General features: G+C 51.4%; 12 protein-coding genes and 1 other annotated feature. All 12 genes read left to right on the forward strand.

Going from position 1 to position 15,602, the window contains the following annotated elements; genetic code table 11:
- Nucleotides 1-276: hypothetical protein (locus I2G61_RS15825; protein WP_229100788.1), on the forward strand; the 276-nt coding region annotated here is incomplete at its 5' end.
- 444 nt (nt 277-720) lie between these two features.
- Nucleotides 721-1,197 carry a PTS glucose transporter subunit IIA gene (locus tag I2G61_RS15830; protein ID WP_072683016.1) on the forward strand — a complete coding sequence of 159 codons (477 nt, stop codon included), beginning with the start codon at nt 721-723 and terminating at the stop codon, nt 1,195-1,197.
- 161 nt (nt 1,198-1,358) lie between these two features.
- Nucleotides 1,359-1,778, forward strand: coding sequence for a 50S ribosomal protein L11 (gene rplK, locus I2G61_RS15835; RefSeq protein ID WP_072683017.1), 420 nt, complete (start codon nt 1,359-1,361; stop codon nt 1,776-1,778).
- A gap of 15 nt (nt 1,779-1,793) precedes the next feature.
- A complete protein-coding gene (rplA, locus tag I2G61_RS15840) occupies nt 1,794-2,477 on the forward strand; it encodes a 50S ribosomal protein L1 (RefSeq protein WP_072683018.1) in 684 nt (227 codons plus the stop codon).
- Nucleotides 2,478-2,509: 32 nt separating this feature from the next.
- Nucleotides 2,510-2,635 (forward strand) — a sequence feature (ribosomal protein L10 leader region).
- 33 nt (nt 2,636-2,668) lie between these two features.
- A complete protein-coding gene (gene rplJ / locus I2G61_RS15845) occupies nt 2,669-3,190 on the forward strand; it encodes a 50S ribosomal protein L10 (protein ID WP_039863550.1) in 522 nt (173 codons plus the stop codon).
- Between the two features lie 27 nt (nt 3,191-3,217).
- Entirely contained in the window at nt 3,218-3,589 is a 372-nt protein-coding gene (gene rplL / locus I2G61_RS15850; RefSeq protein WP_072683019.1) for a 50S ribosomal protein L7/L12, read from the forward strand.
- 73 nt (nt 3,590-3,662) lie between these two features.
- The gene (locus tag I2G61_RS15855; RefSeq protein WP_195395796.1) at nt 3,663-4,259 is read left to right on the forward strand and encodes a class I SAM-dependent methyltransferase; all 597 of its coding nucleotides are present in this window, start codon (nt 3,663-3,665) and stop codon (nt 4,257-4,259) included.
- 109 nt (nt 4,260-4,368) lie between these two features.
- Nucleotides 4,369-8,508, forward strand: coding sequence for a DNA-directed RNA polymerase subunit beta (locus I2G61_RS15860; protein ID WP_072683021.1), 4,140 nt, complete (start codon nt 4,369-4,371; stop codon nt 8,506-8,508).
- Nucleotides 8,509-8,522: 14 nt separating this feature from the next.
- Nucleotides 8,523-12,320, forward strand: a complete 3,798-nt coding sequence (rpoC, locus tag I2G61_RS15865) for a DNA-directed RNA polymerase subunit beta' (RefSeq protein ID WP_195548459.1) — start codon at nt 8,523-8,525, stop codon at nt 12,318-12,320.
- Between the two features lie 98 nt (nt 12,321-12,418).
- Nucleotides 12,419-13,759, forward strand: a complete 1,341-nt coding sequence (gene gdhA, locus I2G61_RS15870) for an NADP-specific glutamate dehydrogenase (RefSeq protein WP_072683023.1) — start codon at nt 12,419-12,421, stop codon at nt 13,757-13,759.
- Nucleotides 13,760-13,870: 111 nt separating this feature from the next.
- Nucleotides 13,871-14,710 carry a metallophosphoesterase gene (locus I2G61_RS15875; protein WP_083538339.1) on the forward strand — a complete coding sequence of 280 codons (840 nt, stop codon included), beginning with the start codon at nt 13,871-13,873 and terminating at the stop codon, nt 14,708-14,710.
- A gap of 140 nt (nt 14,711-14,850) precedes the next feature.
- Nucleotides 14,851-15,297, forward strand: a complete 447-nt coding sequence (locus I2G61_RS15880) for a MarR family winged helix-turn-helix transcriptional regulator (protein ID WP_072683024.1) — start codon at nt 14,851-14,853, stop codon at nt 15,295-15,297.
- The last annotated feature ends 305 nt before the right edge of the window (nt 15,298-15,602 follow it).

Genomic DNA, 15,602 nt, shown 5'->3' on the forward strand with positions numbered 1-15,602 from the left:
ATCATGGCGGAATTGGAAAGAGCGGATCGTCAGCGGGAATGGCTGGAACAGGGCAAACGGATGGGTAAGCAGGAAGGTTTGGAACAAGGTTTAGAACGAGGCGAATTATGCAAAGTCATTAAACAGGTGCTGAAAAATATGAAAAAAGGCAAGCCCATTTCAGAGATCGCGGAGATTTTAGATGAAGATGAAACTGTAATCCGTCAGATATTTTCCTGTCATGAAGAACATCCTGAATGGACTGCAGATCAGATTGCAACGAGAATAAGAAGCTAGAATTGAGTTTCCTTTTCTGATTTCTATTTATGAAAATTGTTGATGAAATTGATCGGCGGAATAGACGAGGCAGCTGGATTACTTTTGTTGCTTAAGCTGAGCGTTGCTTATGTATGCCAGGCCGGAATACGTCCCAAGGAAGGCATAGATTCCGGCTTTTTGTAATTTAGGCCGAAGACATCGGCAACACTGCCAATACAAAGCGGCTGATTATCTAAAAGGCATCGCTTAAGAATTTGAGATCAGGAAAGGTTTCTGAGACAAGAGAAAATCAGCAGAAAGAACAGAGAAAAATGAAGGAATCCTTAAACCACAGGATTAACCGTTGCGAATTAGAACGGTATTCTTTAAAATGAGAACAATGAAACATCGCAAATCATCCGAATCTTTCTCGCTTATCAAATCTAAGCAGAACTTTGGATGAGCTTGCGCAAGGAGGCTGCCATGTTTAATTTATTTAAGAAACCTGTGTATTGCGACATCCTGTCGCCGGTTGACGGTGTCAGTTTGCCCTTGGAAGAAGTGCCGGATCCGGTATTTGCGCAGAAGATGATGGGCGAAGGAATTGCGTTTCGTTTTGAAGGCGAAAAGATTCTGTCGCCGCTGACCGGCACAGTGCTGCTTGTAGCGGCAACGCGTCATGCGGTCGGATTAAAAGGCGCCAATGGCGTTGAGGTGCTGCTGCATGTCGGCATGGACACGGTGGAGCTTCAGGGCCGAGGCTTGGAGGTTTACGTTCAGCCCGGTGCAAAAGTTCGAGCGGGAGAGCCGCTGATCCGAATTGATCGGGGCATTATGGAAAAAAATCATATTGATCTGACGACGATGCTGGTCGTAACCAACGGCAGCGGGTATCAGCTGGAAATTGCCAAGCCCGGGGTGGTTAAGACCGGCGATCCTGTCATTCGTGTGACGCGTTGATAAATCCGGTCAAAATCGAAAATATCCCTTGACTAAAGGGTTAAATCCGCTTAGAATAGTAATGCTGTCGAAAGCAGCAAGTTTTATTATGCGTGGGAGGACGGTGTTGCACCTGTCCACTAACCACAGCACAGACAATCAATTTTAAGGAGGAATGTCTTGTGAGCAAGAAAGTTGCAAAGATTTGTAAGCTCCAGTTCCAGGCCGGCGGAGCCCGTCCGGGACCGGCGCTGGCCTCTGCAGGCATCAACATGCCGCAGTTCTGCAACGCATTTAACGATGCGACCAAGGATCGTGCAGGCGATATCGTCCCTGTCATCATCACTGCGTATGAAGACAAGAGCTTTGATTTCGTTCTGAAAACGACACCAGCCTCAGTTCTGATCAAGAAGGCTGCCGGTATCAAGTCCGGATCGGGCAGTGCCAAAGCCAACATCGTCGGAAAGATCTCTCTGGAAAAGTGCAGAGAAATCGCTGAGTACAAGATGCCGGATCTGAACGCCAATGATGTAGAAGCAGCAATGCGGATTATCGCCGGGACAGCGCGCAATATGGGCGTTACTGTCGAAGGCATGGAATAAGAGAGGGACATCACGATGGCAAAAAGAGGTAAGAAATACACAGAGGCCCTGAAGCAGGTCGACGCAGCGAAGCTGTACAGCCTGACGGAAGCGGTAGCTCTGGCGAAGAAAATCAACACAACAAAGTTCGACGCATCTGTCGAAATCTCCTTCAACCTGAACGTTGACCCACGTCACGCTGATCAGCAGATCCGCGGCGCGATGGTTCTGCCAAACGGCACAGGCCGTTCCCAGAAGGTCTTAGTTGTGACTCAGGGCGCGAAGGAACAGGAAGCCAAGGATGCCGGCGCAGATTTTGTCGGCGGCAAGGAAATCCTGGAAGATATCAAAAAGGGCTGGTTCGGATTTGACGTGATCGTCGCAACTCCGGATATGATGGGCGAACTCGGTAAGCTGGGTAAGATCCTGGGCCCTAAGGGCTTGATGCCGAACCCGAAGACGGGCACCGTCACGATGAACATCGCCAATGCCGTCAACGAAATCAAGAAAGGTAAGGTTACTTACCGTGTTGACAAAGAAGGCAACATCAACGTTATGATCGGCAAGTGCTCCTTCACTGACGAACAGCTGGCGGAAAACGCGAAAGCGCTGTACAACGTGATCGCGAAGGCACGTCCGGCGGCAGTCAAGGGTAACTACATGAAGAGCATCACGGTTTCCACAACGATGGGACCGGCGATTCGTGTCGCTGCTGAGTAATTGCTTGACAATTACGCAAACCCTGTTAAAATTAGTTTGTTATCAATATACCATAGACAGCAACGGCCTAACGGCTTAATCAGGTTGCCGAGGTAGGAAGATCAACTTTGAACTTTCAAAACCCGTGCTGTCTTGAGTGCGGGTTTTTATATTCAGGTATATTGTGACAGTATAAAATGGAGGTGTACGGAATGAAAGATGCGGTATTAGAATCGAAAAAGGCAGTCGTTTCCGAAATTCAGGAAAAAATGACCGCCAGCCAGTCAACAGTCGTTGTTGAATACCGTGGTCTGACAGTTGCCGAAGTCACTGAGTTGAGAAGAAGCCTGCGGGCTGAAGGCATTGAATTCAAGGTTTACAAGAATTCCATGTCCCAGCGTGCCGCTGAGGCTGCCGGATTCAACGAACTGACAGAACAGCTGACCGGACCAAACGCAATCGCATTCTCTGATGATGCTGTTGCGCCAAGCCGCGTGCTGGCGAAGTTCGCCAAGAAGCACGACAAACTGGTTCTGAAAGGTGCGATCGTCGAAGGTAAAGTCGTCGGCGTCGATACGATTAAAGAACTTTCCAGCCTGCCGAACCGTGAAGGCATGCTGTCGATGCTGCTGAGCTGCCTGCAGGCGCCTGTCCGCAGCTTCGCTTGCGCTGTGAAAGCAGTCGCTGACAAAGACGGAGAAGCTGCTCCTGCTGAAGAAGCAGCTGCTGAATAACAAAACTGACCAAGGAGGAATAAGAACATGGCAAAGTTAACAAATGCTGAAATCATCGAATCTCTGAAAGAGATGACAATTCTGGAACTGAACGAACTGGTAAAAGCGATCGAAGAAGAATTCGGCGTAACGGCTGCGGCTCCGGTTGCAGTTGCGGCTCCGACTGAAGCTGCAGCGCCTACAGGACCGACTGAAGTTTCCGTATTCCTGAAGGAAGTCGGCGCTTCGAAGGTTGGCGTCATCAAGGTTGTTCGTGAAATCACTGGCTTAGGCCTGGTTGAAGCGAAGGGCTTAGTTGACAAGTGCCCAAGCGCAATCAAGGAAAACATCAAGCCGGAAGAAGCGGAAGAAATCAAGAAGAAACTGATGGATGCCGGCGCTTCTGTCGAAATTAAATAAGTTTCGCACAATCCGACAACAGAACAATTCCGTCATGACGGCGGAATGCAATTAGCCCATGGGAGGCGATCGAATGAGTCATTACTTTACTGACAATCGTCAACTACCACAAAACCGGAAGGAGATTTCTTTCCGGTTTTCGGGCTTTATTATCCCTTTGATCACGGATAACGGCGTGTTCTGTAAAAGTGAAGTGGATTTTGGATCGTATGTCCTGTTGAAAACGATCAAGGAAGAACCGCTGGGAGATCACATACTGGATCTGGGCTGCGGCTACGGCGTGATCGGCATCACCGTGAAAAAAATGTTTCCGGACGCTGAAATGCTGATGGTGGATGTCAATCCCCGGGCGGTTGAGCTGGCTGTTCTTAATGCGCAGAAGAACGGCGTGGAGGCTGAAGTTCGGGTATCGGATATCTTTGGGAATGTCACTGAAACGTTGAGCGATATTCTAACCAATCCGCCGATCCGGGCGGGCAAAAAAGTAATCTATGCGATGTTTGAGCAGGCGTATGATCATTTGCGTCCGCAGGGACATCTGTATGTGGTGATCCGCAAGCAGCAGGGCGCGCTCAGCGCTAAAGCTAAAATTGAGGAAATATTTGGCAACTGTGAAGTGATCAACAAGGAAAAGGGATATTACATTTTAAAATCGACAAAAACAGATTGACAACTTGTGTTAAGTTTGGTACTATATTAAATTGCAAAAATGTATAAAAGTTAAGGGGGTTTTAGGCCCTTTTAGCCGTTGTTAACACTGTTATGAAAGGATGGCGTACATGGAAAAAATGCAGAACTACCGTATTGAAAAACTGGGTAAAAAGGCAGAACGCCGGAATTATTCCAAGGTCAGCGGCAACCTCGATCTTCCTGATCTGGTTGAAGTGCAGACTCAGTCTTTTGAATGGTTTATCAGAGAAGGCATCAGGGAAGTTTTTGAAGATATTTACCCGATTCAGAACTACGGTGGAAATATTCGCCTGAAATTCGTAGATTACGAATTCGGCACGCCAAAGTATACCGTCAACGAGTGCAAATACCGGGAGGCGAACTTCGCCGCGCCATTGAAAGCGAAAATGGAGCTGGAAATGGTCGACAATACAACCGGTGAAGTACTGACAAAGTGGGAAGACGTTTTCCTGGGCGAATTCCCGATGATGACGGAAACCGGAACTTTCATTATCAACGGCGCTGAACGTGTTATCGTTTCTCAGATTGTACGTTCGCCAGGCGCTTATTTTGATATTGCTTCCGAAGACAAAACTGGCAAAGATAGCTACAACTGTGAACTGATCCCAAGCCGCGGCACGTGGCTGGAGTTCATGACCGACGGCAAGAAGGCGGCGTTAGGCCGGATTGTCAACATGTCGGTCGACCGCAAACGTAAAATTTTATCCACAATCCTGTTCAAGGCGATCGGGATGTCCTTGAACCTGGAAAAGAGCGAAGACGGCTTTGATACGGCGGAAATCCGCCGGTTCTTAAAAGCGTTGGGACTGGAAGTGTTCGAAGAGAACATCGTTGAGGGCGAACCTCGCGAATTCCTGAACCTGTATATGCTTTTATATACCTCGTTCTTCGGCAACTATGAAGAAATCCGCAATACGCTGGCCGCTGATAAGATCAAGACGAGCAACGAAGCGCTGCTGGCGATCTATGAAAACCAGCGCTCTGATGAAGTACCGACGATCGACGGTTCGATCAACTTGATGAACGCCAAGTTCTTCGATCACCGCCGGTATGACCTGACCAAGGCCGGCCGGTATAAATTAAATAAGAAACTGTCGCTGACGGACCGGATGGAAGGCACTTATCTGGCTGAAGACGTCCTGAGCGGCGAGGGCAAAGTGTTGTTTGAAAAAGGCACGTTTGTCACGAAGAAGGAAAGAAACGTCCTGCGTGTGGAAATGCTCAAGGGCAGCCATGTCACAGCTTTCCCATTCGTGCATGAATTCTCACATCCAGATACTTCCATGATGGATACGTCCTGGAGCCTGGGGCTGATCGGCCGGATTCTGGCCAATGACGTCGAGTGCGGTGACCGCCTGTTTGAAAAGGGCACCGTTCTGACGGAAAAAGATATTGAAGCCCTGGCGAAGGAAGTCAAAGAAGTCCGCGTCTATTCCGGACTGGTGGCCAAGCCGGTCGCACTGACGGCAGAAAACGCCTCCGCGGTCCTGAATTACGGTCATCGTTTCTTCGTGATCGGCCGGTTGACGGCGAATAACGAAGACATGACCAACAACGGCGAGCTGGTGGTTGACCGCTACATCCCGGATGAGGATTACTCGAAGCTGAGCGCTTCCGAGCAGCAGGTCATCATCGAACGTGCGCATCAGAATCAGGCGATCACAGCCTGGCTGGTCGGCGCGGCTGTGCAGACGATTCAGGTTTCGACATCTGCGGACTGCAGCAATCCGATCAAGATCGTGGCGATCGACCCGATCAACCAGAAAAAGACGATCACGATTTCCGACATGTATGCCTTCTACAGCTATGAGCTGAACATGATGGACGGCGTCGGCAGCGTCGATGATATTGATATGCTGGGCAACCGCCGGATCCGTACGGTCGGCGAACTGATCCAGAATCAGTTCCGGATCGGTTTAAGCCGGATGGAACGAGTCGTTAAAGAAAGAATGTCGATTGCCGAGGCCGCAGGTCTGACGCCGAAGCAGTTAACGAATATCCGTCCGCTGACGGCGGCGATCAAGGAGTTCTTCTCCTCCTCGCAGCTGTCGCAGTTTATGGATCAGCAGAATCCGCTGGCCGAGCTGACCAACAAGCGCCGTATTTCCGCGCTGGGTCCAGGCGGCTTAACGCGTGAGCGCGCCGGCTTTGAAGTCCGTGACGTTCACAACAGCCATTACGGCCGGATCTGTCCGATCGAGACGCCGGAAGGCCCGAACATCGGTCTGATCTCCAACTTGACAACGTATGCCAAGATCAACGAATATGGCTTTATCGAAACACCGTACCGTCTGGTCAAAGAAGGCGGCGAGGTTACTGAGGAATATGTTTATCTGTCAGCCGATGAAGAAAACGACTACATCATCGCGCAGGCGAACGAAGTGCACGAAGGTCGTCTGATCAACGACATGGTCGTTGCCCGAAAAGCGGGAGAAACAATCATGGCTCACCGCGATCAGGTCGAACTGGCGGACGTTTCGCCGAAACAGATCGTTTCGGTTGCGACCGCATGTATTCCATTCCTGGAAAATGACGATGCTTCCCGTGCCCTGATGGGCGCGAACATGCAGCGTCAGGCCGTACCGCTGCTGAATCCGCATTCTCCATATGTCGGAACCGGCATGGAGCACCGCATAGCGCGGGACTCCGGCAGCGCGTGCATCTGCACCGGCAACGGGGTCGTCACCTATGTCGATGCCAATAAGATCGTCGTTACGGAAGATGAAGGCGAACAGCGCGTTTACGAGCTGCAGAAATTCCGCCGTTCCAACGCCGGCACCTGCATCAACCAGCGGCCGATCGTCAAGCATGGCGAACGCGTGGAACGCGGCGATATTCTGGCCGATGGTCCTTCGATGGAAAAAGGCGAGCTGGCGTTAGGCCAGAACGTGACGATCGCGTTCATGACCTGGCACGGTTACAACTACGAAGACGCGATCATCATGTCCGAGCGGATGGTCCGCGACGATGTCTACACTTCTATTCATATTGAGGAATATGACATTGAATGCCGCGAAACGAAGCTGGGACCTGAAGAAATTACCCGCGATATTCCAAACGTCAGTGAAAATGCCTGCCGTCACCTCGACGGCCGCGGCATCGTCATGATCGGCGCGGAAGTCAAGGAAGGCGACATCCTGGTCGGTAAGGTTACCCCGAAGGGCCAGAGCGAAATCTCCCCGGAAGAAAAGCTGTTACTGGCGATCTTCGGCGAAAAGTCCAGAGAAGTCCGCGACAATTCGCTGAAAGTTCCGCATGGCGGCGCCGGCATCGTCCATTCGATCCGCATTTTCAAGCGCAACGAGGGTCACGATCTGCCGCCGGGAGTCAATGAAGTCGTTAAAGTCTATATCGTTCAGAAACGTAAGATTTCTGAAGGTGATAAAATGGCCGGCCGTCATGGCAACAAGGGCGTTATCTCCAAGATCCTGCCGATCGAGGATATGCCGTATCTGCCGGATGGCACACCAATCGACATCATGCTGAACCCATTCGGCGTTCCATCTCGTATGAATATCGGACAGGTTCTGGAAATCCATCTGGGCATGGCCGCGAAGACGTTAGGCGTGAAGTTTGCGACACCGGTCTTCGACGGTATTTCCAATGACGAATTGAAAGCGATCATGGAAGAAGCGCAGACCTCGCCGGATGGCAAGCTTGTGCTGCACGATGGCAAGACCGGCGAGCCGTACGATGAACGGATCTCTGTCGGCGTCATGTACATGATCAAGCTGGCGCACATGGTCGACGATAAACTGCACGCCCGTGCAACCGGCCCATACAGCTTAGTCACGCAGCAGCCGTTAGGCGGTAAGGCGCAGAACGGCGGCCAGCGTTTCGGTGAAATGGAAGTCTGGGCGCTGGAAGCTTACGGCGCCGCGCATACGCTGCAGGAAATCCTGACCGTGAAGTCTGACGATATCGTTGGACGCACCAAGACCTACGAAGCCATCATCAAGGGCAAGGATCTGCCGGAACCGGGCATTCCTGAATCGTTCCGCGTCTTAAAGCATGAGCTGCAGGCGCTGGCGATCGACGTCAAGATGCTGGATGAAGAAGGTCTGGAAGTCGATATGAAGAAGATGGAAGCGGACGAGATTAACGAAGTTGCAGCCCTGGAGAACGTCGTATCCGAAACCTCGGCAGAGATTCCGGCCCAGGTCATCGACGAGGAGGATCTGCCGGAAGAAGCGGCTGTAATCGGATTTGATGACGAAGACGTTGAGTAAAGGAGGCGTAAGCGATGAGTGTCAATAAATTTGCCGCCATTCAGGTCGGTCTGGCATCCCCGGAACGAATCCGCGAATGGTCCTATGGCGAAGTCAAAAAGCCGGAAACGATTAACTACCGTTCTCAAAAACCAGAACGGGACGGCTTATTCTGCGAACGGATTTTCGGTCCTTCCAAAGACTGGGAATGTTATTGCGGAAAATACAAGAAAGTACGCTATAAAGGCGTAATCTGTGACCGCTGCGGCGTAGAAATCACCAAGAGTTCCGTCCGCCGCGAACGGATGGGTCACATTGAACTGGCAGCTCCGGTTGCGCACATCTGGTATCTGCGCGGCATTCCAAGCCGCATGAGCCTGCTGCTCAACATCACGCCGAAGGCGCTGGAAGAAGTCGTTTACTTCGTATCCTGGGTCGTTACCGATCCGATGGATACGCCGCTGGCTGTCAAACAGATCCTGTCAGAAAAAGAATACCGTGAGAACACCGCACTGTATGGTCCGGGCAGCTTTGTTGCCCAGACCGGCGCGGAAGCGGTCAAGACCTTGTTGGAAAAGGTCGATATTGAGAAAGAACACGAGATTGTCATTAAAGAACTGGAAAACGCGAACGGCGACAAGCGCAAGAAATTGATCAAGCGCTTGGAAACCATCGACGCGTTCCGTCATTCCGACAACAAGCCGGAATGGATGGTTCTGACCGTATTGCCGGTCATTCCGCCGGATTTACGGCCGATGCTGCAGCTGGACGGCGGCCGCTTCGCGACCTCCGATTTGAACGATCTGTACCGTCGTGTCATCACCCGGAACAATCGTTTGAAGAAGCTGCTGGAGCTGGGAACTCCGGCGATCATCGTCCAGAACGAAAAACGTATGCTGCAGGAAGCGGTCGACGCTTTGATCGACAACGGCCGCCGTTCCAAGCCGATCACCGGCGCGGGCGGACGGGCGCTGAAATCCCTGTCGCATTCCTTAAAGGGTAAGCAGGGACGTTTCCGTCAGAACCTGTTAGGTAAGCGTGTCGACTTCTCCGGCCGTTCCGTTATCGCGGTCGGACCGGACCTGAAGATGTATCAGTGCGGCATTCCGCGTGAAATGGCAATTCAGCTGTACAAGCCGTTTGTCATCAATGAAATTGTGAACCAGGGCATCGCCGGCAATCCGAAAACAGCGGAGAAGCTGATCGACCGCCAGGATCCGCGTGTCTGGGACGTCGTGGAACAGGTCATTGATAATCACCCGGTCTTCCTGAACCGTGCGCCGACACTGCACCGTCTGGGCATCCAGGCATTTAAGCCGAAGCTGGTCGAAGGCCGTGCAATCCGTCTGCATCCATTAGTCTGTACCGCGTTCAACGCCGACTTTGACGGCGACCAGATGGCTGTCCATCTGCCGTTGTCCGAAGAAGCCCGCGCCGAAGCGGAAATCCTGATGCTCGGTTCCAACAACATTCTGGGTCCGAAGGATGGTAAGCCGATCGTTACGCCGGGCCAGGACATGGTTCTGGGCAACTTCTATCTGAACATGGAAGAAACGGCGGACGAATTCTTCACGAAGGCAGATTTCCTGGATTCTCTGGGCGATCATGAAGCGGCTGAAATGTGGCGCCGGTTCGGCACCAACGAAGGCCATGTCTTCAAGGACACCAACGAAGTCTTAATCGCGTATCAGAGCAAGCAGGTGCATCTGCATACCCGCATTGCCCTGCCGGGATACGCGCTGCATAAGAGTTGCTTCACGGAGAAGCAGAACCATTCGTACCTGGTAACGACGGTCGGCAAGGTCATTTTCAACGAAATGTTCCCGGCAGACTTCCCATATATCAACGACGTCAACAAGGCAAGCTTACAGGCGACGCCGGATAAGTTCTTCCTGCCGTTAGGCACGAACATCAAGGAAGCGATCGCCGCAATGCCGCTGAATCCGGAATTCAAGAAAAAGGATTTGTCCAATGTCATCGCCGAAGTGTTCAACCGGTACAGAACGGAAGGCACTTCCGATATCATGGATAACATCAAGGACCTCGGCTTTGAATATTCCACAGTTGCGGGCATGACCGTATCTCTGGCGGATATCAACGTCGTTCCGAACAAACAGAAATATGTTGAAGAAGGCCGTGCTCAGGCTGACAAGCTGGATAAGCTGCTGAAACGAGGCATGCTGACGCCGCCGGAATGGGAACGCCACTTCTCGAAGCTGTGGGCGGATATCAAGGATGAAATCGGCGATGCCGTTATGAAATCCCTGCCGCGTAAGAACCCGATCAACATGATGGCGGTTTCCGGAGCGCGAGGCAACAAATCCCACTTTACTCAGCTGTGCGGCATGCGTGGTCTGATGGCCCGTCCGACACAGTCGAAGTCCAAGAAAGAATACCAGCCTTCGATCATCGAAGTTCCGATTTACTCTTCCTTCCGTGAAGGTCTGAATGTGTCCGAGTTCTTTATCTCCACTCACGGCGTGCGGAAAGGTCTGACCGATACCGCCCTGAAGACGGCTGAATCGGGTTACCTGACCCGTCGTCTGGTCGACGTAGCTCAGGATGTCGTCATCATTGAGGAAGACTGCGGAACCGACCGCGGCTATCTGGTTGAGGATATTGTTGACCGCAAGACCAACACGATCCTTGAACCGCTGGCTGAACGCTTAATCGGCCGTTACAGCCAGGATGCGATCGTCGATCCGAACACCGGCGAAATTCTGGTTGAAGCGGATACCTACATGGATGAAGCGATGGCGCAGAAGGTGGTCAATGCCGGCGTCACCAAGGCTTATATCCGCAATACGTTCACCTGCGAAAGCGTCAACGGCGTCTGCCGCAAGTGCTATGGCCGCAACATGGCGACTGGCAAACTGGCGGAAGCCGGCGAAGCGATCGGCATCATGGCCGCGCAGTCCATTGGTGAACCGGGCACACAGCTGACCATGCGTACGTTCCATACCGGCGGCGTCGCTTCCGGTAACGACGGCGATATCACGCAGGGTCTGCCGCGAGTCGAAGAATTGTTTGAAGCCCGCTGCCCGAAACATGTCGCAGTCCTGTCCAAGATCGACGGTGAGATCACCGAGATCAGCGAACTGGAAAACAAGAGCGGCATGCGCATCGTGGTCACCAACGAAAAGGAAAGCATCGAACACAAATGCGATCTGACGCAGACGATCCGTTCCTGGCTGAAAGTCGGGTCCCAGGTCGTTGCGGGCGATAAGCTGACCGAAGGTCAGGTTAACCCGAAGGAACTGCTGGAAGTCGCAGGCGTCATGGAAGTTCAAAACTATATCCTGAAGGAAGTCAAGAAGGTTTACGCTTCTCAGGGTATCGAAATTTCCGATAAGCACATCGAAGTCATGATCCGGCAGATGCTGCGGAAGATCATTGTCATCGACGGCGGCGACACCGGCTTAAGCGCAGGTCAGACGCTGTCCCTGAACAACATCACCGGCATCAACCGCGCTTGTCTGTTAGCGGGCAAGCATCCGGCGGTCTTTGGTCCGACGCTGCTGGGTATCTCAAAAGCATCTGTCGAAACCGATTCCTTCCTGTCCGCGGCATCCTTCCAGGAAACCACCAAGGTCCTGACCGAAGCGGCGATCAAGGGCAAGGTCGACCATCTGATCGGTCTGAAGGAAAACGTTATCATCGGCAAGCTGATCCCAGCGGGAACCGGCTCAAAATTCGAGCGTGAAACGACGCGCCTGATCGAAGAACGGGCAGCGGAGCTGCGCGAGGAACGGGAAGAACGTTCCGTCGATCTGGAAGAAGATGTCAAGCTTCCGGAAGAAATGCTCGGCAACCACGCTGAACCGGCGGTCTAAAATGAGCGAGAGAGGGAATATCCGAAAGGAATGTCCCTCTTTTTTTCATTGAATTTTCAGGCCGAGTAGCATATCATAATAAAAAAGGTGGGATAACAATGAATTCATATTGTGAACGTGTTTTACATCAGCTGAAACAAAAAGACGCCTCGCAGCCCGAGTTTCTGCAGGCGGTGGAAGAAGTGCTGACGTCGGTCAGCCTGATTTTTGATCATCATCCGGAATATGAGAAAATGGCGATTCTGGAACGCTTGACGGAGCCGGAGCGGATCATCCAGTTTAAAGTACCGTGGACAGACGACCAGGGCCAGATGCATGTCAACCGCGGCTACCGCGTCCAGTACAGCAGCGTCTTGGGCCCTTATAAAGGCGGTCTGCGGTTTCATCCGGCGGTCACGCTGGGCATGATGAAATTCCTGGCGTTTGAACAGATCTTCAAGAATGCGCTGACGACGCTGCCGATCGGCGGCGGCAAGGGCGGCAGCGATTTCGATCCGAAAGGGAAGAGCGACGCGGAAGTAATGCGCTTCTGTCAGAGCTTTATGATTGAATTGTCCAAGCATATCGGACCGGATGTCGACGTGCCAGCGGGCGATATGGGCGTCGGCGCACGGGAAATCGGTTATTTATACGGTCAGTACCGGCGTTTAAAAGGTGTCAGCGAGCGCGGTGTGCTAACCGGCAAGGGCGTAGGCTATGGCGGCAGTCTGGCACGCAAGGAGGCGACCGGCTACGGGTTGATCTACTTCGTCTTGGAAATGATGAAAGCGGCGCAGATGGATCCGCAGGGGAAGAAAGCGATTGTCAGCGGCAGCGGCAACGTCGCGATCTATGCCGCGGAAAAAGCGCTGCAGAATGGAATTCAGGTCATCGCGATGAGCGATTCCAAAGGCTATATCGTCGATGAACAGCTGGATCTGAATACGGTGAAGAAAATCAAGGAACAGCTGCGCACCTCGCTTTCGGCATATCCGGAAATGGCGGGCCATGGCGAATATCATGAAGGTTCGGTCTATGACGCCAACCTGAAGGTTGATCTGGCTTTCCCATGCGCGACACAGAACGAGATCAACAAGGAACGTGCCCGGCGCTTAATCGAAGCGGGCTGCCAACTCGTTGCCGAGGGCGCGAACATGCCGAACGATAACGAAGCGATCGCTTTGTTTCGTCAGCAGGGAATCCTGTTCTCCCCGGGTAAGGCGTCCAACGCCGGCGGCGTTGCGACTTCCGCGTTGGAAATGAGCCAGAACAGCATGCGTCTGGCCTGGTCGTTTGAAGAAGTCGACGACAAGCTGCGCGGGATTATGATCTCTATTCATAAGCAATGCCAGGAGGCAATCCGGCAGTATGCGCTGGATCCGAAGGATTATGTGACGGCCGCCAACATCGCCGGTGTTCAGAAGGTGATTGACGGAATGATCGCGATGGGCGATTATTAAAAAGCAAATCGCCGCCGTGTTTTTAAGGCCAACGCGAATCCAACATAAAAGGAGAATCACAATGAAACAACCGGTTTACTATACCATCAGGGTTACTGAGGGAGGCTGGCGATGAAGCTGGCCCTTCTCTTTTTCGGCCTGATCGCCGCCTATCTGTTGATCGGCTGGCTCATCAGTTTTCCAATTCAATTACGATCCTATACACTGTCCAGTCCGAAGATCAAAACGCTGGTCAGACTGGCGGTCGTCTCCGATCTGCACAGCACGGTCTACGGTCCGAATCAAAAGCGGCTGTTGGATAAACTGCGGCAATCCCGGTGCGATCTCATTCTCATGCCGGGAGATATCATCGACGATATCAAACCGCTGCGGGGCGCGGAATTATTCCTTGATCAGGCTGCGGCGATAGCGCCGTGTTATTATTGCACAGGCAACCATGAAAATATTGATACTCTGATCACGCTCCCGGAGGTCAAAGCACGGGTGCGTCAGGCGGGAATTACCGTTTTGGACAGCAGGAAAGAAACCATCACGATCCGCGGAACACGATTTACGTTGTGCGGAATTGACGACCCCCGCAAATATGCGTATATTGATCGGGATTCACAAGAGGAAATTGAACTGATGAAGGCGCTGGGGTCGGTGCAGACCTGCCCGGAATATACGATACTCTTAGCGCACCGGCCGGAACGTTCGCCGATCTACGCGCAGTTCGGGTTTGATCTGATCGTGTCCGGCCATGCCCATGGCGGACAGGTTCGAATTCCCGGTTTGATCAACGGTTTGTTTGCGCCCCGGCAAGGCTGGTTCCCGAAGCGGGCAGGCGGTTTGTATCAGGAACAGAACTCGGATTTAATCGTTTCCCGGGGATTATGCCGGCGATGGTATCTGCCGCGAATCTTCAATCCGGTTGAAATTCCCGTAATTGAACTCACTCACAATGACGGATAAAAGAACGAAACGCTTCGTTCTTTTCTTTTTAATCAGCGTGAAATGTGAAGTAAAACGTTTAATTCACATTGAATTCGGTAAAATTGTAACGTTTAACTGGACTTTTGATTTATAATAAGAAAAAAGAAAGGAGTGAGTTCATGAATCAAATTCGGGACGTTGTGAATTTGGACACCAAAGCGTTTATTATGTTTTCAGATTTAATCAAACAGTTTTATGAAGTAAAATCCGATACGCTTAAAGTTTTGAATCTCAAGTTATCCCATCTAAAAATCCTGCATCTGTTGTCTGACCACAATGGAATTAATCAGCAGGAAATTGCGGTCATTTCCGCCAGTAAGCGCTCTACAATTTCAGAAATCATTTCAGAAATGGAGAGTGAGGATCTGGTGATGCGAATCGGCAACGATAAAGACCGCCGAGTAATGAACATCTTCCTGACGGAGAGAGGGAAAACCGCTTCGGATCTTATTCAGTCGGAATTCAGAAAATATTGTATGCAATGTATGGACAGTTTTTCAGACGCTGAAGTTTTGCTTTTCCAGCAGCTGCTCAACCGGTTTCAATTTCAAAACGAAAAAAAATAAACGCTGCGAATCGAAGCTCATTGGAAGTTTTCCTCTTCTGGAAGACTTCTTTTTTTAGTGTTGGTAAGAATGAAGATCAGGATCAAAAAAGGAAAATGACGAAGATGCGGCTTGTCAGACATCGGGGGTGTTTGCTTGTTTCGGTTCTATAAATTTTGGTGTTGGTAGAAACCAACGCCTTTTTTTCTTGAGCATAAAAAAAAGAGACATAGGTAAGAATTTCCGTTACAATAAAATCACCACAAATTACAGAAAGGAAATCTCACTATGTCCATTACTCATTCTATCGTATCTGTTCTCAATTT

Origin of the sequence: Holdemania sp. 1001095H_141210_F2 (assembly GCF_015558105.1) — a bacterium.
In the GTDB taxonomy this organism is placed as follows: domain Bacteria; phylum Bacillota_I; class Bacilli_A; order Erysipelotrichales; family Erysipelotrichaceae; genus Holdemania.